This is a genomic window from Streptomyces sp. NPDC055025 (genome assembly GCF_053608565.1).
Map to the genome: position 1 here is coordinate 46,098 of NZ_JBSGVS010000055.1, position 21,552 is coordinate 67,649.

General features: G+C 73.1%; 13 protein-coding genes and 1 pseudogene. 8 read left to right on the forward strand and 6 right to left on the reverse strand.

Annotation, left to right across the window (positions count from 1 at the left end; translation table 11 throughout):
* The first annotated feature begins 298 nt into the window (after window positions 1-298).
* The 4 genes from ACWGDX_RS29085 to ACWGDX_RS29100 are packed head-to-tail and all read left to right on the forward strand — an operon-like array spanning window position 299 to window position 7,798.
* Window positions 299-1,417 (forward strand): glycosyltransferase family 4 protein, encoded by a 1,119-nt coding sequence (locus tag ACWGDX_RS29085; RefSeq protein ID WP_453630261.1) that lies wholly within the window; start codon window positions 299-301, stop codon window positions 1,415-1,417.
* Window positions 1,414-2,586: a glycosyltransferase gene (locus tag ACWGDX_RS29090; RefSeq protein ID WP_363085487.1), complete on the forward strand. Its 1,173-nt coding sequence runs from the start codon at window positions 1,414-1,416 to the stop codon at window positions 2,584-2,586. The genes ACWGDX_RS29085 and ACWGDX_RS29090 overlap by 4 nt, the downstream gene beginning before the upstream one ends.
* A complete protein-coding gene (locus tag ACWGDX_RS29095; protein WP_453630263.1) occupies window positions 2,583-4,109 on the forward strand; it encodes a GDSL-type esterase/lipase family protein in 1,527 nt (508 codons plus the stop codon). The genes ACWGDX_RS29090 and ACWGDX_RS29095 overlap by 4 nt, the downstream gene beginning before the upstream one ends.
* Complete coding sequence (locus ACWGDX_RS29100) at window positions 4,106-7,798, forward strand: hydantoinase B/oxoprolinase family protein (protein ID WP_453630265.1); 3,693 nt, start codon at window positions 4,106-4,108, stop codon at window positions 7,796-7,798. Before ACWGDX_RS29095 ends, ACWGDX_RS29100 begins: the two co-directional genes overlap by 4 nt.
* 1 nt (window position 7,799) lies before the next feature.
* On the opposite strand, the gene ACWGDX_RS29105 is transcribed toward ACWGDX_RS29100, so the two are convergent.
* The 6 genes from ACWGDX_RS29105 to ACWGDX_RS29130 all read right to left on the reverse strand — a co-directional run bounded on the left by ACWGDX_RS29105 (window position 7,800) and on the right by ACWGDX_RS29130 (window position 15,134).
* A complete protein-coding gene (locus ACWGDX_RS29105) occupies window positions 7,800-9,281 on the reverse strand; it encodes an ABC transporter substrate-binding protein (protein ID WP_453630267.1) in 1,482 nt (493 codons plus the stop codon).
* Window positions 9,282-9,286: 5 nt separating this feature from the next.
* Entirely contained in the window at window positions 9,287-11,254 is a 1,968-nt protein-coding gene (locus ACWGDX_RS29110; RefSeq protein ID WP_453630269.1) for a hypothetical protein, read from the reverse strand.
* Between the two features lie 275 nt (window positions 11,255-11,529).
* Entirely contained in the window at window positions 11,530-12,408 is an 879-nt protein-coding gene (locus tag ACWGDX_RS29115; protein WP_453630271.1) for a 5-oxoprolinase subunit C family protein, read from the reverse strand.
* Window positions 12,408-13,070 (reverse strand): 5-oxoprolinase subunit B family protein, encoded by a 663-nt coding sequence (locus ACWGDX_RS29120; protein WP_453630272.1) that lies wholly within the window; start codon window positions 13,068-13,070, stop codon window positions 12,408-12,410. Before ACWGDX_RS29120 ends, ACWGDX_RS29115 begins: the two co-directional genes overlap by 1 nt.
* Window positions 13,067-13,831 carry a LamB/YcsF family protein gene (locus tag ACWGDX_RS29125; RefSeq protein WP_453630274.1) on the reverse strand — a complete coding sequence of 255 codons (765 nt, stop codon included), beginning with the start codon at window positions 13,829-13,831 and terminating at the stop codon, window positions 13,067-13,069. The genes ACWGDX_RS29120 and ACWGDX_RS29125 overlap by 4 nt, the downstream gene beginning before the upstream one ends.
* Before the next feature lie 25 nt (window positions 13,832-13,856).
* Entirely contained in the window at window positions 13,857-15,134 is a 1,278-nt protein-coding gene (locus ACWGDX_RS29130; RefSeq protein WP_453630276.1) for an MFS transporter, read from the reverse strand.
* A 148-nt stretch (window positions 15,135-15,282) separates the two neighbouring features.
* On the opposite strand from ACWGDX_RS29130, the gene ACWGDX_RS29135 reads away from it, so the two are divergent.
* The 4 genes and pseudogenes from ACWGDX_RS29135 to ACWGDX_RS29150 form a co-directional block, all read left to right on the forward strand.
* Window positions 15,283-15,999: a GntR family transcriptional regulator gene (locus ACWGDX_RS29135; RefSeq protein WP_453630278.1), complete on the forward strand. Its 717-nt coding sequence runs from the start codon at window positions 15,283-15,285 to the stop codon at window positions 15,997-15,999.
* 113 nt (window positions 16,000-16,112) lie between these two features.
* The gene (locus ACWGDX_RS29140; RefSeq protein ID WP_453630280.1) at window positions 16,113-17,633 is read left to right on the forward strand and encodes a hypothetical protein; all 1,521 of its coding nucleotides are present in this window, start codon (window positions 16,113-16,115) and stop codon (window positions 17,631-17,633) included.
* Between the two features lie 269 nt (window positions 17,634-17,902).
* A complete protein-coding gene (locus tag ACWGDX_RS29145; RefSeq protein WP_363085099.1) occupies window positions 17,903-18,784 on the forward strand; it encodes a hypothetical protein in 882 nt (293 codons plus the stop codon).
* A gap of 135 nt (window positions 18,785-18,919) precedes the next feature.
* Window positions 18,920-21,552, forward strand: a pseudogene (locus tag ACWGDX_RS29150) (hypothetical protein); the annotation flags it as partial.

Consider the following 21,552-nt stretch of genomic DNA (forward strand, 5'->3'; position numbering starts at 1 on the left):
TGCGTGTCCGGACGTAAAGCGTCGCAGCTCGCGCGGAGCGCGGTGAGGATAGCAGTCCGGACACGCACCTCCGGAGGCCCCGGCACCCGCACCACCCACGCACCGCTCCCGCGCCGCCAGGCGCGAACCGCTCCCGCGCCGCCAGGCGCAACGCGCACGCGCACCGTGATCACATCGCTACCCTCCGTGCATCACCCCCGCCCGCCGCAGGCGACCCGCGTCCAATGCTCACGGGACGTTCCCCACGCGGAAAGATCCACGTTGGCAGGGACACGCTCGGTAGGACGACAACACGAACATGCGTGTCGTCATAGTTACCGAGTCCTTCCCACCGGATGTCAACGGCGTAGCCCACTGCGCCCTCCAAACCGCCCGGCACCTCGCCGCGCGCGGTCATGACCCGCTCGTCATCGCCCCGGCCGTCGCCGGTGATGCCGAGATCGACGCACCGTGCCCCGTGGTGCGCGTGCCCTCCGTGCCGCTGCCCGGCTATCCCCAGGTACGGGTGGCGCTGCCCAGCCGGCGGGTCGCGGCGACCATCGCCGCGCACCGCGCCGAACTGGTCCATCTGGCGGGCCCGTTCGTGCTCGGGGTGCGCGGCATGACGGCCGCCTCACGGCTCGGGGTCCCCGCCGTCGCCGTGTACCAGACCGACCTCGCCGGCTACGCCCGCACCTATGTGGGCGCGGGAGAGGCGGCCGCCTGGCGCCGGATCCGTACCGTGCACACCGCGGCCGACCGCACCCTGGCACCGTCCAGCGCGGCCGTACGCGACCTCGCCGAGCACGGCATCCCGCGGGTGCGGCTCTGGCCGCGAGGGGTGGACACCGTACGGTTCCGGCCCGAGCTGCGGGACGAGGAGCTGCGCAGGCGGCTCGCGCCCAACGGGGAGCTGATCGTCGGATACGTCGGCCGGCTGGCGCCCGAGAAGCATGTCGAACTCCTCGCGGGCGTCTGCGAGCTGCCGGGCGTCCGGGTCGTGATCGTCGGGGACGGGCCCAGCGAGACCACACTGCGGGGCGCGCTGCCCGGCGCGGTCTTCCTGGGCCGTACGACCGGCGACGAGCTCGCGCGTACCTTCGCCTCGTTCGACGTGTTCGCGCACACCGGACCGTACGAGACCTTCTGCCAGACCGTGCAGGAGGCCATGGCCAGCGGGGTACCGGTGATCGCGCCCGCCGCGGGCGGACCGCTCGATCTCGTCGCCCACGGGTACACCGGCACGCTGGTGACGCCGCACGACGCCGACGCCGTCACCGAGGCGGTGCGCGACCTGGCCAACGCCCCGGCGCTCCGTGAGGCGTACGGGCGGGCGGCGCGCACCACCGTGGAGGGCAGGACCTGGGCCGTCGTCGGCGACCAGCTCCTCGGCCACTACGACGAGGTCCTCGGCGCGCGCACGGCGGTGGTCGCGTGAGCGGCTTGCGGATCGTACGGCTGGCGAACTTCGTGACCCCCGCCTCGGGCGGGCTGCGTACCGCGCTCCAGGAGCTCGGCAGCGGCTATCTCGCGGCCGGGCACGAGCCGGTGCTCATCGTGCCCGGGGAGCGGGAGACCGACGAGGACACCGTGCAGGGGCGGGTGATCACCCTGCCGGGTCCCGTCATCCCCGGCACCGGCGGCTACCGGGTGCTGACCGCCCGGCGGCGGCTGCGGGAGGTGCTCGAATCGCTCGGGCCCGACCGGCTCGAGGTCTCCGACCGGACCACGCTGCGGTGGACGGGGGAGTGGGCACGGCGCCACCGGGTCCCCTCGGTGATGGTCTCCCACGAGACGGCGGACGGGGTGCTGCGCACCTGGGGCGTACCCGGGGTCGCCGCGGGACGGACCGCGGACCGGCTCAACACGCGCAGCGCGTGGGCGTACTCGCGGATCGTGTGCACCACCGAGTGGGCGGAGCGCGAGTTCCTCCGCATCGGCGCCCGCAACGTGGTGCGCGCGCCGCTCGGGGTCGATCTGACCCGGTGCAGGCCGCAGCGGCGCAGCGAGGCCCTGCGGGCCCGGTACGCGCGCGGTGCGGACGTACTGCTGGTGCTCGGTTCCCGGCTCTCCGTGGAGAAGCGGCCGGGCGCCGCGCTGGACGCGCTCGCCGAACTGCGGGACCGGGGTGTACGGGCCGTGCTGGTCGTCGCGGGCGAGGGTCCGCTGCGGGCCGGACTGGTCCGCAGGGCCCGTGCCCAGCGGCTGCCCGCGCTCTTCCTCGGACATGTGGCCGACCGCGAGGAGATGGCCGATCTCCAGGCCGCCGCGGACATCTGTCTGGCGCCGGGACCGGCCGAGACCTTCGGGCTGTCGGCCCTGGAGGCGCTCGCCTGCGGTACCCCGGTCGTGCCGAGCGCGTCGTCGGCGCTGCCCGAGGTCATCGGGGACGCGGGGGTGGCCGCCGTGGACAGCGCCGTGTCCTTCGCCGACGCGATCCAGGAGCTGCTGACGCGCCCGGAGGACGACCGCCGCGCCGCGGCCCGTGCCCGCGCGGAGCTCTTCAGCTGGGACAACGCGGTGGCCGGCTTCCTGGCCGCGCACGACGCCCCGCTGCTGAACAAGGTGCCGTCGCAGATCCGCCGCCCGGACGGAGCGCAGAGATGACCACGGGCGCGGAGATCGCGGAGTCGGCGCCGGGCGGAGAACGCACCGGCGAGGGCTCGGACGCGGCGCCGCGCATCGTCGTACGAGGAGGGGAACAGCCCATGGCCCCGGTGGAGACGGACGCGCGCGCGGTGCGGACGGCGCCGGGGCAGGCGCCCGCCGGTGAGGCGTCCGCGGGACAGCCGCTCCCCGGGCAGGCGTCCCTGGGACCGGCGCTCTCCGGGCAGATGTCCCTGGGACCGGCGTCCGCCGGGCAGGCGTCGCTGGGACCGGCGCCCGCCGGCCGGACGCCCGCCGAGTCCGGGACCGCCGACTCGCCGGCCTCCGGTCGGCCGCTTTCGCCCTCCACCCAGGACTCCCGGCCTGCCGACGGCTCCGCCGGTGCCATGGCTTGCGCTGTGCCGCCGGTCTCCGGTCCGGGAGACGGCGCGCCGGGGCCGGGCGACGGAACCGCCGGTCGCGCCGGTCCGGCCGCCGAGGTGCCCCCGACGGAGCCGCGGGACGGTTCCGTCGGCACCGTCCGCGGCATCGGGGCCGCCGGGGCAGCGGCCCCGGCCACGTCCGGGTCCGGATCGTCCGGCGCCGGGCCGGCCGGCGCTCCCGTTCCCGTCGGCCTCCGTAAGGAGGGCGTCGTCCCGTCCGTGCGGGCGCTGCGGTTCGCCGCGCTCGGGGACTCGCTGACCGCCGGGATCGGTGACCGCGTGGACGGCGGGTGGCGCGGCTGGGCCGCCCTGCTCGGCGGGGCCCTCGGGCCCGCCCGCCCGGCCGGTGCCGAGGGCGAGAGCGGCGTACGGTTCCACAACTTCGCCGTCAGCGGCGCGCTGACCCGGGACGTCGAGGAGCAGCAGGTCCCGGACGTCCTCGACTTCGGGCCGGACATCGCGTCCGTCGTCATCGGCGTCAATGACACGCTCCGCTGCGCCTTCGACATCCAGGACATCGCCCAGCGCCTCGACCGCGTCTGTGCCGTCCTCGCCGCGCGCGGGGCCGTCCTGCTGACCACCTGTCTGCCCGACCCGGGGACCATGCTCGGGCTGCCCCTGCCGCTCGCCAGGCCGCTCGCACGCAGGCAGCGTGCGCTGAACGCCGTCGTACACGCCCTGGCCGCGCGGTACGACACCGTCCATCTCCATATGGCCGAGGCGGCCTGGGTCAACGACCGGTCACTGTGGAGCGCCGACCGGCTGCACCCCGGGGAGCGGGGCCACCGGATGATCGCCGCGCGCTTCCACGCGCCGCTCGCCGCCCGGGGGCTGGCCATCGGACCGCCGCCCTCCCTGGAGGTCGACCAGCTCCCGCCCAGCCGCGCCGCCGTGCTGGGGTGGCTCGCGACCAAGGGGGCGGCCTGGGTGGCCCGCCGCTGCCGGGATCTGCTGCCCGAGCTGCTGCGCCTCGCGGGGGACGAGGTACGGCACTGGGCCCGTGGCACCAGCGGCCGTCTCGACGTCCACGCCGATCAGGCCCTCTCCCGCGCGCTCGCCACCCTCTCCCCGGGCGCTCCCCGCGCGAGAATGGGGGAATGACCGGGCGCTGGGAATTCTGGATCGACCGGGGCGGCACCTTCACCGATGTGGTGGGCAGGCGCCCCGACGGAGAGCTGGTCACCAGGAAGCTGCTCTCGCACCACCCCGAGCGGTACCGGGACGCGGCGGTCGCCGGAATCCGGCTGCTGCTCGGGCTCGGTCCGCATGATCCGGTCCCGGCCGACCGGATCGCCGTCGTGAAGATGGGGACGACCGTCGCCACGAACGCGCTCCTTGAGAGACGTGGTGAGCCGACCGTCCTCCTCATCACCGAGGGTTTCCGGGACGCCCTGCGGATCGCGTACCAGAACCGGCCCCGGCTCTTCGACCGCAGGATCGTGCTCCCCGAAGCGGTGTACGAGCGTGTCATCGAGGTCCCCGAGCGGGTCGACGCACACGGCGTGACCGTACGGCCGCTCGATCTGGACACCGTCACCGGGCGGCTGCGCGCGGCCCACCGCGACGGCTTCCGCAGCGCCGCCGTCGTCCTCATGCACGGATACCGCCACAGCGCGCACGAGAGCGCCGTCGCGGGCGCCGCACGCGCGGCGGGGTTCACCCAGGTGAGCTGCTCGCACGAGGTCAGTCCGCTGATCAAGCTGGTGCCGCGCGGCGACACCACCGTCGTGGACGCCTATCTCTCCCCGATCCTGCGCCGCTATGTCGACGAGGTCGCCCGGGAACTGCGCGGTATCCGGCTGATGTTCATGCAGTCCAACGGCGGGCTGCGGGAGGCGGCCCACTTCCGCGGCAAGGACGCCGTGCTCTCCGGACCGGCCGGCGGAGTCGTCGGCATGGCCCGTACGGCCCGGCAGGCCGGCTTCGACCGGGTCGTCGGCTTCGACATGGGCGGCACCTCCACCGATGTCTCCCACTACGCGGGCGAGTTCGAGCGGGAACTCGGCACCCAGGTGGCCGGGGTCCGGATGCGCGCGCCCATGATGAACATCCACACCGTCGCGGCGGGCGGCGGCTCCGTCCTCCACTTCGACGGCCAGCGCTACCGGGTCGGCCCCGACTCGGCGGGCGCCGTGCCCGGCCCGGCCTGCTACCGGCGTGGCGGCCCGCTCACCGTGACCGACGCCAATGTGATGCTCGGCCGCGTCCAGCCCGCCCATTTCCCCGCGGTGTTCGGCCCGGACGGTGATCGGCCGCTGGACACCGAGGTGGTACGGCGGCGCTTCGAGGAACGCGCCGAGGAGGTACGGAAGGCCACCGGCGTCGGCCGCACCCCCGAGGAGGTCGCGGCGGGCTATCTGGAGATCGCCGTGCTCAATATGGCGAACGCCGTCAAGAAGATCTCCGTACAGCGCGGACACGACATCACCCGCTACGCGCTCACCAGCTTCGGCGGGGCCGGCGGACAGCACGCCTGCGCGGTCGCCGACGCCCTCGGGGTCGACACCGTGATCGTGCCGCCGCTCGCCGGGGTCCTGTCCGCGTACGGCATCGGGCTCGCCGACGCCACCGCCATGCGCGAGCAGTCCGTCGAGGCCGAGCTGACCGAGCGGACCCTGGGGCGGGTGCGTGAGCTGTGCGACTCCCTCGCCGGGCGCACCCGCGCCGAGCTGCGCGCCGACTCCGTACCGGACTCCGCCATCAGCACGCGCGCGCGTGTGCTGCTCCGGTACGCCGGTACGGACGCCGGTCTGCCGGTCGCCCTGGACGGTGTCGCGGCCATGACCGCGGCCTTCGAGGCCGAGCACCGTTCGCGCTACGCCTTCACCATGGACAAGCCCCTGGTGGTGGAGGCGGTCTCGGTCGAGGCCGTGGGCGCCTCCGGCGCGCACACCCCGTACGCGCCCCGGCCCTCGGAGAGCCGGCCCGGCGGGGCGGAACCGTACGCCTCCGTAAGGATGTTCAGCGAAGGCCGCCTCCATGACACCCCGCTGTACCGCCGCGAGGAGCTGTCTCCCGGCGAGAGCGTGACCGGGCCCGCCGTGATCGCCGAGGCCGACGCCACGACCGTGGTCGAACCGGGCTGGCGGGCGAGCGCGGGCGAGCTGGGGCATCTGCTGCTCACGCGCGTGCGGCCACGCCCCTCGCGGGTCGCGGTCGGTACGGAGGTCGATCCCGTGCTGCTGGAGGTGTTCAACAACCTCTTCATGGCGATCGCCGAGCAGATGGGGGTGCGGCTGGAGAACACGGCCCACTCCGTCAACATCAAGGAGCGACTCGACTTCTCCTGCGCGCTCTTCGACGCCGAGGGCAATCTCATCGCCAACGCGCCGCACATCCCCGTCCATCTCGGATCGATGGGCGAATCCATCAAGGAGGTGCTGCGGCGCAACAAGGGCAGTCTGCGGCCCGGTGATGTGTACGCCATCAACGATCCGTACCACGGCGGCACCCATCTGCCCGATGTGACCGTGGTGACCCCCGTCTTCGACGAGACGGACGGGGCGGACGAGACGGACGACGCGGACAGGGGGGACGGGGCGGACGGGGCGGATGGGCCGGGCGACGGGGGCGGGCGGGTGCGGTTCCTGGTGGCCTCGCGCGGCCACCACGCCGAGATCGGCGGCATCACCCCGGGCTCCATGCCCGCCTTCAGCAGGACCGTGCACGACGAGGGCGTGCTCTTCGACAACTGGCTGCTCGTCAGGGACGGCCGGTTCCGCGAGGCGGAGACCAGGGAACTGCTCACCACCGCGCGCCATCCCTCCCGCGACCCCGGCACCAATCTCGCCGATCTGCGGGCCCAGATCGCGGCGAACGAGAAGGGCATCGCCGAACTCGCCCGTATGGTCGACCAGTTCTCCCTCGACGTCGTACAGGCCTATATGGGGCATGTGCGGCGGAACGCCGAGGAGTCCGTGCGCCGGATCGTCGCCGGGCTGCACGACGGCTCGTACCGCTACGAGACCGACGGCGGCGCCGTGATCGAGGTGGCGCTGCGGGTGGACCGGGCGGCGCGCGGCGCGGTGCTGGACTTCAGCGGCAGCTCGCCCCAGCTCCCGGGCAATTTCAACGCGCCCAGGTCGGTGGTGACGGCCGCCGTGCTCTATGTCTTCCGCACGCTCGTGGCCGACGACATCCCGCTCAACAGCGGCTGTCTGGAACCGCTGGAGATCCGCGTGCCGGAAGGCTCGATGCTCGCCCCCGTCCATCCCGCGGCGACCGTCGCGGGCAATGTGGAGACCTCGCAGGCGGTCACCGGCGCGCTCTACGCGGCGCTGCGGGTCCAGGCCGAGGGGTCGGGCACCATGAACAACCTCACCTTCGGCAACGACCGGGTGCAGTACTACGAGACGGTGGCCAGCGGCTCCGGCGCCGGTGACGGCTTCGACGGCGCCGACGCCGTCCAGACCCATATGACCAACTCCCGGCTCACCGACCCCGAGGTGCTGGAGTGGCGCTTTCCCGTGCGGGTCGACGCCTTCGCCGTACGGGACGGCAGCGGCGGCGCGGGGCGCTGGCACGGCGGCGACGGTGTGGTCCGGCGCATCCGGTTCCTGGAGCCGATGACGGTGACCCTGCTCACCGGGCACCGCAGGGTCCCGCCGTACGGCATGGCGGGCGGCCGGCCGGGCGCGCTCGGCCGCGACGAGGTGGAGCGCGCGGACGGTACGGTCACGCGGCTGCGGGGCGTCGACTCGGTGGAGATGGGCCCCGGCGATGTGCTGGTCATGCGGACGCCGGGGGGCGGCGGTTACGGGACGGCGCCCTCGTCCTTACCCTCACCCTAGGTCACTGGCCCTCCGGCGGCTTCCCGTGGGCGGCCGAGACCTCGACGAGTTCCGTCCGGCCCTCGGAGTTGAGTCTGAGGATCGGGACGGCCTTGTTGTCCGGATTGCCGTTGTTCTGGAAGGAGATGAATCCGCTCGCCCCCGCCAGCCGCTGCCGTCCGTGCATCTGGCGGAACATCTGTCCCACCGTGGGCCCGGTCACCGGGCCCGAATTGCCCGCCGCCAGTTCGATGCCGTGCGCGGCGGCCAGAACGGCGTCATGGGCCATGATGTCCTGCCCGTCGTAGCGGTCGTCGTTCGGGAACCACTCCTTGAGCCGGCCGTCCTCCTGGAAGTAGCCGGCCGAGACCTTGGAGACCTTGCCGGGATCGGCCCGCAGCATGTCGCGGTGGGCCAGCCCCGTGAAGAGCACCTCCACGTCGTTCTCGACGGCGCGGGTGATCTGTTCCCGGTCCAGGTTCGAGGTGTCGTCGCCGGCGAGGACCGTGAACGTATGGTCCGTACAGGTGCGGCTCGCCAGGTAGTCGAGGAAGTTGGTGAGGTGCTGCCCCCGGCCCGCGAAATAGATGACCTGCGGCTTTGTGTCGCAGAGCTGCACGGTGATGTAGCGCAGCGAGTTCTTCCAGGCGCCGGGCACCGAGGAGTCGTACGTCATCCGTTCCGCGACCAGCCGGTAGTCGCCGGCCTTGTCGGGGAACGCCTCGGTGAAGGCGTTGCCCAGGGTGGCGGCGTACAGATTGCTCTTGGCGGCGTCCTGGACGACCATCGCCGTGAGTGACTTCCTGGACCGCTTCAGATAGGCGGCGCCCGCGTACGCCTCGTCGATGTTGGTGGGGGACACTCGTACGAAACCGGGTATGTCATGGATGTTCGTGGCCGTCATGGTGCTCGCGACCGTGGCGAGGCCGTTCGCGGAGAGCTTTCTGAGCGCGTCCAGATTCCGGGCGGTGCTGGGGCCGAGACCGGTGACGGCCACCAGCTTCTCCTTGGAGTCCTTCCGGTCGATCAGTTCGTCCACGGTGTGTTCCCAGTGCGCCGAACTGCTGCCGGTGTTGGCGATCAGCAGACGGATCTTGGGCGAGGCGGAGAGATCGCCGCGGTTGTGCCGGAACTGCGCGAGATAGGCGCCCTCCAGCTCATGCCGGACCGAGTCCTCCGAGTTGCTGTCGTCGTTGGTGAGGGTGAACGACGTCATGTACGCGACGCTGACGTACGGCTCCTTCCCGCCGTCCTTGAGGACCAGCTCGTTCTCCTCCTTGATCTTCTTCTCGACCTCGGCGAGATGGCCGGAGAAGACCCAGGAGCCGTCGGTGACCCCCACGCACTCACCCGCGCCCCGTTTCACGACGCCGTCGTCGCAGCGCTCCCGGACATCGCTGATCCAGTTCAGGGTCAGCGGGACGGCGACCGCCAGGACGGCGACGACGACCACCGCGACGACCACCCGCCGCACGATGTGCAGCGGCCATTCGAGTCTGCGCATCCTGCTCACCCCTCGCTCGTGGACGTCAGTGGATGGCGCCAGTGGCGGTAGCGTTCCGCCTCGTTGAACAGGACCACGACATCGTTCCCGCGCAGTCGTGAGAGCTGGCTGAACCCGTCGGCGATCAAGTCGTTCAGCCGCATCCCGGGGTCCGCGAGCGGATCGCTCCACACCCAGCGCGCGGTGAGCAGTTCCCGGATCACCGACGCGGTGGTGACGGCCTCGCCGGGCTCGCCGGGGCCGAGTCCGGCGAGCAGGTCGAGCGGGCCGCCCGCGGACCCGAGCCGGTTGGGCGCGGCCGTGATCGCGTTGAACTCGCTGATCCACTGCGCCGCGGGCACCACGGGGAAGCGCGCGACCAGATGCCCGGTCACCTCGTCGATCTGCCCCCGCGCCAGCCGGTGGTACATCTCCTGGACGGGACGGCCCCCGGCGCCGAAGTGCTCGGCGAGCAGTTCGTGCACGGTGTCCCAGTCGTCCGGCCGCCGGGCCAGACGCCACAGCAGCAGACGTCTGGGCCAGGGGTGCAGGGCCGGTGTCAGGGACTCGGGACCGACCAGCAGCCAGCGTGCGCGGATCTCTCCGAACAGCGAGTCCCCCGCGCTGAGCACCCGGGTCCCGACGGACAGATCGCGCGCGGCGGCGCATTCGGCGAGCACACCGACCACCGGGTCGTCGAGGTCCTTGAAGAGATGGCCGAGCGCGGCGTCCACGAGTGTGTCCGCGCCGTCGCGCAGCGTCCGGTCGGGCAGCGTGCGCAGCCAGCGGTCCTGCGCCGGACCGTCCTGCGCGGGTACGCCGGAGTGCCGCAGGACGTCGAGTACCTGGTGCACCGCCCTGGGCAGCCCCCGGGTCAGCCGGTACACGAACGGGGCGAGGCGGGTGAAGGGCGCGAGGTCGGGGTGGCCGCGCACCTCCAGTTCGATCCGTATGCGCACCTCGTCGAGATTGAGGTCGCGCAGCCGCAGCGGGTACCACCAGGTGTCGTCGCTGTCCCGGGGCGGCCGGTGCTCGCGCCAGTCCCCGAGGGAGGCCCGGTCCGGACCGCGCAGCAGCCAGGGCCACTGGTCGCCGGTGGCCGGGCCCCAGCGGGGCAGCCAGCGGTTGGAGCTGGCGACGATGGTCAGCGGGTCGCAGGCGGCGCCCGCCACCACGGTGTCGTCGTGCCGGGCCTGTATCAGCAGATCCAGGAAGCGGCGGCCGTACTCCGAGTGCGCGTTGTCGAGCAGGAGCAGATACGAGCGGGGCATGAACGAGTGGGTCACGTTGTCGCGGAGATCGGCCAGGAACGCCGAGAACAGCACCCGGTCCAGTTTCTCGCCCTCCTCGGTGCCGCCGTCGTGCCGCCAGACGTTCAGCTCGACCAGCGCGTCCCACGGGTCCTGGCTCTGGATGAGCCGGTGGCCGCCGTACCACGCGGCGCTGCCGGTGAACTTGCGGCCGGGCAGCCGGCGGCGGCCGCGCCGTGAGGCGTCCCGCAGCAGTGCGAGCGCCGCGGTCGACGCCCCGTCAGGTGCTCCCAGGGTCCCGCCCACGGCCTCCAGGAAGGCGGCCAGATAGTCGCCGTGACGGGCCTCGGCCCGTTCCTGGAAGGCGTCCAGCTCCCGGCGGATGGTGCGCCGCCCCTCGGCCAGGGTGGTCATCCGCAGATCGTGGTCGGAGGCGAGCAGCCCGAGGGTGAGACGGGGGAAGTGGGAGCGGCGGTATCTCGGCAGTGTGCGTTCGAGCTGGCGGGCGAGAAGGGCCAGCCCGTAGCGCGGCAGCAGCGCTTGTTCGACACCGAGGTCGACATAGGCGAAGGGATGCTCGGGGCCGAACCGTTCCATCAGCGCGCTGTGGGCCTCGCTCGCGCCGCTGCCGCGCGGGCCGAGGAGCATCGTCACGGGGCGTTCCGCGGTGGGAGGCTGTCTCAGGCACTCGTCGACGAGGGAGATGATTCCGTTACGGCCCCTCAGACTCATGCGCGTAGTCATGCCGTCAGCCCCCCCGAGCCTCAGCCACCCGACCGGCATCAGCGGGGCGGTGCTGTCAAGTCTACCGGAGGGTATGGCAACGGCCGCTTATTTTACGGTGGTTGACCGGGTGAATGGCAAAGCTGTCCAGTTCCGGGCGGGGCACACGCGGTCGCGGTCCCGCTTTCCCCGCCCGGCTTTCCCGCCCCGCTTTCCTCGCCTCGCTTTCCTCGCCCGGCTTCCTCGCGCGGCTTCCCGTCCCTGGCCTCCCCGTCCGGCGGCGGGCCGTCCGCGCTTCACCGGGCGGACCGGTGCCCTGCCGGCACGAACCGTACGGGGGTGCCCGGCGCCGCCTGTGCCGCCGCCGGGAGATCCCGCTCCATGACCACCGCGGCCACCGGATAGCCACCGGTGGTCGGATGGTCGGAGAGGAACACCACGGGACGGCCGTCAGGAGGCACTTGCACCGCTCCCGTCACCACGCCCTCGCTGGGCAGTTCGTCCCGTACGGCACGCTCCAGGGGCGGGCCCTCCGTACGCAGCCCGATGCGGTTGCTCGCGGACGACACCCGGTAGACGCGGGTGAGCAGGGTGCGGAGCGCGGCGGGGGTGAACCAGTCGTCGCGCGGGCCGAGCCGTATCCGCAGCACCAGTTCGGCCGGCGGGGCCGGGGCGGGAGTCCAGTCCACCGGCGCGGGCCGGTCCGCCGGGGGACCCAGCGGCACGACCTCGCCGTCGCGCAGCGGGGCCGGGCCGAGGCCCGAGAGCAGATCGGTGGACCGGCTGCCGAGCACCGGCTCCACCGCGATCCCGCCGCCGAATCCCACATAGGCGCGGACCCCGCGGACCGCGGGGCCGATGTCGAGGACCGCGCCCGCCGGGACCCGTACGGCCGCGCCCCAGGCCACGGGCCGTCCGTCGACGGACACGGCACACGGCGCTCCCGTCACCGCCACGACGACCGGGCAGCGTGGCCGTACCGCGCAGCCGCCCAGCGTCGTCTCCAGCGCCGCAGCGCCCGCCGGATTCCCCACCAGCCGGTTGACCAGCCGCAGCGCGGGCGGATCGAGGGCCCCGGAGCGCGGCACCCCCAGATGGGCGTGCCCGTACCGGCCGGTGTCCTGCACCGTGGTCAGCGCGCCCGCGCGGACGACCGCGAAAGCCCGGTCCGTCATCACACCGCGCCTTCGTCGCTCTTGGTGTGCCCATCGCCTCCGGTGTTCCCGTCGACCGCCCTGAACCGCACCCGTGCGCCCGGCGTGAGCAGCGCGGCGGGGGCGCGCGCCGGGTCCCACAGGACGGCGTCCGTCGTTCCGATGAGCTGCCAGCCGCCGGGGGAGGAGCGCGGATACACGCCGGTGTACGGGCCGGCGAGCGCGACGGCCCCCGCGGGCACCGCCGTACGCGGAGTGGCCCTGCGCGGTACGGCGTACCGCTCCCCGAGCCCGGTCAGATAGCCGAAACCGGGCGCGAACCCGCAGAAGGCGACCCGGAACTCGGCCGTGGAGTGGATCCGTACGGCCTCCTCCTCCCGCACCCCCCACAGCGCCGCCACATCGGCCAGATCGGGTCCGTCGTAGCGGACCGGCAGCTCGACGGTGTCCGTCACCCGTGTACGCGCCGCGGGGATCTTCCAGCCGGCCAGCCGAGCGGCGAAACCGGCCGGATCGTCCAGCCCGTCCAGCAGTACGGTCCGCGCCGCGGGCACGATCTCCCCGACCGGCGGCAGGGTGCCCTCGGCGCGGCGGCGCAGCAGCTCGGCGTGGAGCGCCGCCGTCTCCTCGCCGTCGGCCAGTTCGACCAGCAGTGCCCGCTCGCCGACCGGCAGTGTTCTCATACGAAGGCCTCCACCCGCACGCCGGCGGCTTCGAGCCGGTCGCGGACGCGACGGGCGAGACCGACGGCGCCCGGGGTGTCGCCGTGCACACAGAGCGAGCGCGCGCGGACGGCGACGGACCGTCCGCACCGGGAGGTCAGCACACCGAACCGGGCCATGGAGACGGACCGTTCCACCACGGTCGCGGGGTCCGTGATCACCGCGCCGTCCTCGCCGCGCGGCACCAGTGTGCCCTCCGGGGTGTACGCGCGGTCGGCGAACGCCTCGGTGACGACGGGCAGTCCGGCCTTCTCCGCGTGCTGGTGCAGCCGGGAGCCCGGCAGCCCGAGCAGCGGCAGCCGCTCGCCGGTCAGCAGGACGCCCTCCACGACGGCCTCCGCCTGCTCCTCGTCGCGGACCACCCGGTTGTAGAGCGCGCCGTGCGGTTTGACATAGGCGACCCGGGCGCCCGCCGCCTTGGCGAACACCTCCAGCGCGCCGATCTGGTAGGCGATCTCGGCGGCCAGCTCGTCCGGCGGCACATCCATGGAGCGCCGGCCGAACCCCGCCAGATCGCGGTACGAGACCTGGGCGCCGATCCGTACCCCGCGCTCGGCGGCCCACGCGCAGACCCGCCGCATGGTGGCCGCGTCCCCGGCGTGGAACCCGCAGGCCACATTGGCGCTGGTGACGACGGAGAGCAACTGCTCGTCCTCCGTCAGCCGCCAGCGGCCGAAGCCTTCGCCGAGGTCGGCGTTGAGATCGATGGACGCCCAGGTCATGGAGTCACCTTCCGATCGGATCGGGTCAGAGCAGTTCGCGGCCGCGGGTCTCGGGCAGCCCGAGCAGCGCGAGTACCGCGAGACCGTAGCCGACGGCGCCGAAGACCAACGCGCCCCCGACCCCCCAGCTCGTGGCCAGAAAACCCACCAGGGTGGGGAAGACCGCGCCGACGGCACGGCCGGTGTTGTACGTGAACCCCTGGCCCGTACCGCGTACCGCCGTCGGATACAGCTCACTGAGGAACGAGCCGAAGCCGCTGAAAATGGCCGACATGCAGAAGCCGAGCGGGAATCCGAGGAGGAGCAGCAGCCAGTCGGCCGTGTCCGGGATATTGACATAGGCGAGGATCGCGAACGCGGAGAGCACCGCGAAGATCGCGACATTCTTCTTCCTGCCGAGCCGGTCGGTGAGATGACCGCCGGTCAGATAGCCCAGGAAGGCGCCCGAGATCAGAAAGGTGAGATAGCCGCCGGTGCCGACGACGGTCAGGCCCCGGTCGGACTTCAGATAGGTCGGGACCCAGGTGGCGAGCGTGTAGTAGCCGCCCTGGACCCCCGTGGACAGCAGTGTCGCGAAGAACGTCGTACGGAGCAGGTCCCCGCGGAAGATGGCGGTGAACGAACCCTTCTCCGCGCTGGTCCTGCGCTGTTCGGCCGCCGCCGGCGCGTCGCTGACGTTCCGTCGTACGTACACGATCAGCAGGGCGGGCAGCGCGCCCGTCCAGAACATCACGCGCCAGGCGGTGTCCGCGTCGAGGAACTGGAAGACCAGTGTGTAGACGATGACGGCGAGCGCCCAGCCGGCCGCCCAGGCGCTCTGTACGGCGCCGAGCGTACGGCCGCGGTGCTTGCCGGAGGCGTACTCGGCGACCAGGATCGCGCCGACGGCCCACTCACCGCCGAAGCCCAGGCCCTGAAGGGCGCGGAAGACCAGCAGGGTCTCGTAGTTGGGCGCGAATCCGCAGAGCACCGTGAAGACCGCGTAGGTGATGACGGTGATCATCAGGGCCCTCACCCGGCCGATACGGTCGGCGAGCACCCCGGCGATCGCCCCGCCCACGGCGGAGACGACCAGGGTGACGGTGGTGAGAAGTCCGGTCTGGCCGCTGTCGAGACCGAAGTAGGCGGCGATCGCCACCATGCTCAGCGGCAGGGTGAAGAAGTCGTAGGAGTCTAGGCCGTAGCCGCCGAACGCGCCCGCGAACGCGCGGCGCCCCTGCGGCCCCAGGGCCCGCAGCCATGCCAACGCGCCGGTGTCCTCGGGGAGTCCGTCCTTGGTCAGACGTGCTTGGGTCGTGCTCATCTGCACCTCGCAGGAGGGGTGAGTGTGCTGGGACCGTGAGCCGATATCACCGTAGAGGATTGTTCAACGATCCGACAAGAGTCATGTTGTTTCGTTCTTGCTTCTACGATGAGTCGTGCAGACGAACGGACATCAGGGAGAGGCTGCTGTGGGCACGAACGGGGCCGAACTCGGCGAACTGGCGGACGACCGGCCGCTGCTGGGCCGCACCAGCACGGCGGAGCGGGTGGCGGACATCCTGCGCACCCGTATCGCGGAGGGGTACTTCCAGCCGGGCGAGCGGCTCTCGGAGGACACCATCGGCAAGGCGCTCGCCGTCTCGCGCAATACGCTGCGCGAGGCGTTCCGACTGCTCACGCACGAGCGGCTGCTCGTCCATGAACTCAACCGCGGGGTGTTCGTACGGGTGCTCGCGGTCGAGGACGTCGAGGACATCTACCGCACCCGCCGGCTGATCGAATGCGCCGTCGTCAGGGGGCTCGACGGGCCGCCGTTCCCGGTGGACGGACTGGAGAAGGCGGTCTCGCGGGGCGAACGCGCCGCCGAGGAGGGAATCTGGAAGGGCGTCTCGACGGCGAACATCCACTTCCACCGGGAACTGGTCGCGCTGGCCGGCAGCGCCCGCACCGATGAACTGATGCGCGGAGTCCTGGCCGAACTGCGCCTCGCCTTCCATGTGGTGGACGATCCGCGCGGGCTGTACGAGCCGTATCTCGTACGGAACCGCCTGCTGCTGGAGTCGCTCAGGTCGGGGGACAGGGACGGGACGGAGCGGATGCTCGCGGAGTATCTGGACGACTCCCGCGAGCGGCTCGTCGAGGTCTACGCGAGAGCCGTGGCGGAGGACGGGGCGCCGCCCCGGTAGAGCCTTCGCGGCGGTTTCCCCGGTCTTTTCCCGGCCGTTTCCCGGCCGGTTCCGCGGCGGTCGCTTCCGCACCGTTTCGACCGATGTCAGTGCGAGGACCTAATCTGTGCACCGTGACTTCGCCTGCCTCGACGGACTCCGTTCCGCCCCAGCTCAGCGCGGGGCCGCGGCCCGCGCAGGGCCCGGCCGCCGACGAAGGGCTGGCGCGTCGGCTGCGCGCGCTCGCGTGCACCGCGCCGCTGCACGACCTGGACATCCGCAAGGCCAATCTCGCGGGGGAGTACGCCGTCTACGGAATGGCGGAGGTCGCGCTCGCCGCCATCGATCTGGTCACACTGAACATGGACTTCGACACCGGCGCCGACCATGAGCAGATAGTGGGCCGGCTGCTTCCGCGCGTCGCCGCCCAGGCACCGGGCCGCCCGGCCGCCGAGCATGAGCGGGTCGCCCGCTGGGTGCTGGAGAATCTGATCAATGTCGGCAGCGTGGACCGGGGCTTCCGCGCGGTCTACGGCACTTTCGGCACCGACGGGGTCTACACCCGCAGGGATTACGACTTCAAGCTCATCGAGGAGGTCCCGGGACACGGCGGCAGCGTCTATCTCCGTACGACGGACGAGGCGGTCAATGTCCTGGTCGGCGCGCTCGACACGGATGTCACCAGCGCGCAGATCGCCGCCGAGGTCAAGCTGGAGGTGCTGATCAACCGGGGCAGGCTCGCCGACGCCCAGCTCGCCGCCGAACAGGCGCGCTACCGCACCGTGCAGTACGCCGAGACGCTGCGCAGGACGCTGGAGGCGACCCGCCGCGATGTACGGGCGGTGGACTGGCTCAACACCGTTCCCGACATGATCGACGAGGCGCTCGACCACGTGGCCGACCGCTATCGCCACGAGAACGCGATCCTGACCAATATCCGCAAGGCGCGCGACGAGGCCGAGACCGGCCCCGACCCCAGGACGGCGGAGCACAAGCGGCGCGCCGCCGAGCTGGTCGACATCGTCAAGGACTGCATCCGCCGGCACACCCAGCTCCAGTCCCGGCTGCTGGAGGCGGGCCCGCTGTTCCGCGCGGAGCAGGACAGACAGGCCTTCGCCCGGCCCACGGCCCATACGGGCCTGGATCTCTACGGACAGCTCGTCGCCCCGCTGCTGCCACTGCCGGTCGAGCGGGCGACGCGCGTGACGGACGCGTTCTTCGCCCGGGGCACCGGCCTGCGGACACCCGCGTCCGTCCGGGTCGGGGATCTGATCGACCTGCTGCTGACACCCCCGGTGGAACGTGAGCATCTGGGCGCGGAGATGCCCGAGCCCGATCTGATCGCGACCCCGGACGACAGCCGCTTCAGCGAGGAGCAGCTCGCGAACGCGAAGGAGCTGCTCGACCTGGAGTACGACGCCCCGCGCCGTCTGTCTGGTCTGCTGGCGCAGGCCCGCCGCGGCGATCCGGAACTGCCGTATCTGGTCGCGCTGCTGGCCATCCACGCGGCGAGCCCGCCGGTGGGCACGGCGTACCGCCAGGGCGAGGAGCGCCTGCTGTTCGCCGTCGACGACGGCACGCCCCTGGACGACCCGGAATTCGGCGGTGCGGACCTGATAGTGGGCACGGTGCGCCTCCCCGCGGACAGGACCTAGTGCTGTGGCCTTCCAGCGAGGGACCGTGGTCCGGGGGCGGGTTGGGTCCGGGGCCAGGTCCGGGTCCGGTGCCAGCCCCGGGGCCGGGGCGGTGCCAGGGCGGGGCCGGTCGCACCCTCCCGTACCCGGCGTACATCACGCCGTATCTGTACCTCCGCGGTGTCCCGGCGCCTCCGCGGTGTCCCGGCGCCCGCGCCCACCCCACCCCACATCGCGCCCCACACCCCGCGCCGCCAGGCGCGCACCGCACCCGCAAGGAGCCGTACCCCGTGAGTGACCACCCCGCCGAGAGCAGCGGCGGCGCGGACCCCGCCCCGGCCGCCCCGAGCGCCGTCACCCCCGCGGACGCCGCCGACGCCGCCCGTCTCGTCTCCTTCGGGCTCCAGCCCAAGCTGCTGCCCGCGCGGGACATCGAGTACACCGAACTCCTGCGCCGCTACCGCGAGGACCCCGCCTTCGCGCGCGTCACCGACGCCGTCGCCACCGGCTTCGGCCTGGTCGTGCTGGAGGTCTCCGCCCGCGCCGGTATGGCCGTGACCGCGGGCGAGGACTCGGTCTTCGCGGTGCGCATGGGCGACTACGCCCGCCGCGCCTCCACCGACTCCGCCGACCGCTTTCTGCACGGTCTCGCCCATCTCGCCGTCGCGGCCATGGCGTTCCCCCGCCCCGAGGATCTCGCCGACGACGGTTACATCGGCCGGATCACGGTCAACGGCGTCGACGCGTTCGTACGGCAGGCCTGCCGCCGGCTGGAGGAGCGCGCCGAGGCGGAGGGGGAGAACACCGACCCGTCGACCGACGCCCCCGGTCTTGAGGCCGCCTGGCGGATCTACGCACGGCGCAGCGCCACCGGCGCCACCAAGGACGCCCGCAGACTCGCGGGATCGACCACCGGCATCGTCGGCAAGGCGGTCGCGTTCCTCACCGACTCCGGCTTTCTCCAGCGCACCGGTGACGACGCGGGAGGCGCGTACCGCACCACGGCCCGCTATCAGCTCCAGGTGCGTGACATGGCGGGCCACGCGGCCATGGCCGAACTGCTCGAACTGGGCGTCGTGCCCGTCAGCGACGGCTCCGCGACCCTGCTGCCGCCGCCCGAGGGCGACGATCTGGAGCTGGCCGCCGACGCGGGCCTGCCCTTCCACGCCTGACCATGCCCCACCCCTGACCGCTGCCCCTGACCGCAACGCCCGACCGCGTCTCCCGACTGACCCGCACCTTCCGACCGACCGCACCTTCCGACCGCACTCCCCCACCGCTGTTCACCACAACGAGAGTCCGCCGCCATGTACGAGCTGTCCCGGGTCCGCCTCTACTCCATCGGCCCCGCCGGTGCGCGCTACGCCGACACCGTGCTCGATCTGCGCGGAGTGGGCGCCCCGGTGCCGCATCCCGCGCCCGCCCAGGCGGAGTTCTTCGAGGAGGAGCCGGTGGGACCGCCGCGCCGCCCGGCCCCGGCGGGCGTGCTCTTCCTGGAGAACGGCGGCGGCAAGTCCGTACTGCTCAAGCTGATCTTCTCGGTGATGCTGCCGGGACACCGCAACACACTCGGCGGCGCCAGCTCAGGAGTGCTGCGCAAGTTCCTGCTGGCCGACGACTGCGGCCATGTCGCCCTGGAGTGGCAGCACACGCTCACCGGTGAACTCGTCGTGGTCGGCAAGGCCAGTGAGTGGCGCGGCCGGCAGGTCTCCAACGACCCCAGGAAGTTCGCCGAGGGCTGGTACTCCTTCCGGCCGGGCCCCGGCCTGAGCCTGGACTCCCTGCCGGTCGCCGAGTCCACCGCCGTACGGCCGCCCGTCGAGGGCGCCTCGGGCGCGCGGGGCAGACGCCGCACCATGAAGGGCTTCCGGGACGCCCTCACCGAGGCCGGCAAGTTCTATCCGCATCTCGACATCCACTGGGAGGAGATCCACGACCACTGGAACGAACACCTCGGCGAACTGGGTCTCGACCCCGAACTCTTCCGCTACCAGCGCGAGATGAACGCCGACGAGGGCGAGGCCGCGGGCCTCTTCGCGGTCAAGAAGGACTCCGACTTCACCGATCTGCTGCTGCGCGCCGTCACCGACACCCGGGACACGGACGGACTGGCCGACCTCGTCGGCGGGTTCGGGAACAAGCTGGGCCGCCGCGCCGAACTGACCGCCGAGCGGGACTTCACCGCCGGTTCGGCCGATCTGCTCGGCCGGATCGTCGAGGCCGCCGAGACCCGGGCACGGGCCCGTGACATCCACGCGGGCGCCGAGCGCCGGGCCCGTACGCTCGTACGGCGGCTCCAGGCGCGCGCCGCCGAGGAGCGCGGACGCGCCGCCGATCTCGCCCACCGGGTCACCGCCGCCGCGCACACCGTGACCACGGCCGAGCAGTCCCGCGGGCGCGAATCGCTGATCGCCGCCGAACTCGCCTACCGGCACGCGTCGCTGGCCCTCACCGCCGCCGAGAAGCGCGCCGCCGCCCAGCGCCGCGAGCTGAGCGACGCCCGTACGCTGCACTCCGCCTGGCAGGCCGCCGAGGCGGTGCTGCGCCACCGCGCCGCCGCCGACCGCTCCGCGCGGGTCGCCGTCGCGATCCGTGAGGCCGAGCGTGACGCCGCGCCCGCGCTGGCCGCGCGGGCGACCGCCGCGGCCGATCTCGTACGGGCCTTGCACGCGGCGGCCGGGGACGGCGAGCGGCTGGCGAACGAGGAGGAGGAGCGTTCCGCCGTCCTCCAGGAGACGGGCGAGGCCGCCCACCGCGACGCGACCTCCGCCGCCACCGAGGCGCAGCGCGCCCGCAGCGAGGCCGGGCATCTGCGCCAGCGCCTCGCCGAGGTCGGGCAGGAGACCGCCGAGGCGGTACGGGCGGGCTGGCTCGACGACACCGCGCCCGACGCCGACCCGGCCCGTGCCGCGCTCGCCGCGAGCGACGCGGAGAAGTCCGCCGTCGCGAGCTGGGACACGGCGCGCGAGGCCGCGCGTACGGCCGCCGACCTGGCCAGGGAGGCGGCCGGCACGGAGTCCCGCGCCGAACTGGCCGCCGCACGCGCCGCCGACGCGGCCCTGGCCGCTGAGCACGCGTATGACGCGGAGCACCGTGCCGCGGAATCGATCGCCGCTGACGAGCGTCTCGCCGCGCTGCTGAGCCTGCCCCCGGCGGCCACCGCCCGGGGCGGAGTGCCCGGCCCGCGCGCCGGCTCGGCGCCGGCCGATGACACCGGCCGGCGCGGTCCGTCGGGGAGCCGGCGCCCGGCGCCCGCCCGGCCGGACTCCACGGACGGGCCGCTGAGCGCCGAGGAGCTGGACCGGTACGCCGACGAGCTGCGTGAGCTGCTCGACCAGGGCGTCACCGCCGCCGAGCGGCAGCTCTTCGAGCTGCGTACGGCCGCCGCCGACGACTCCCGCATCCTGGGCGCGCTCGGTGACGGCGGGCTGCTGCCTCCCGGCCCCGATGTCCTCGCCACCGTCGAATATCTGGGCGAGCACGGTATCCCCGCCCTCCCCGGCTGGCGCTACCTCGCCCAGGCCGTCGACCCGGCCGACCACGCCGCCGTGCTCGCCGCACGGCCCGAGCTGGTCGACGGTGTCGTGATCACCGACCCGGCCTCGCACGCCCGCGCCCGGGAGACCCTCGCGGGCGCCGCGCTGCTGCCGAGGTCCGCCGTCGCCGTGGGCACCGCCGCGGCGCTGCTGGCGCCGGTCCCGGGCCCCGGCGCGGAAGGCACGGGCGACAGCGGGGTCTTCCTCGTACCGCCGAACCCCGCCATGCACGACGAGCACGCCGCCGACGAGGAGCGGCAGGCGCTGCGCACCCGCGCGTCCGCCCGTGACGAGGAGATCAAGACGCTCACGGCCCGGCTCGCCGGTGACCGCGCGCTCGCCGCCCGGCTCGGCTCCTGGCGCGCGGACTGCCCGCCCGGCACGCTCACGGAGCTGGCCGGGGC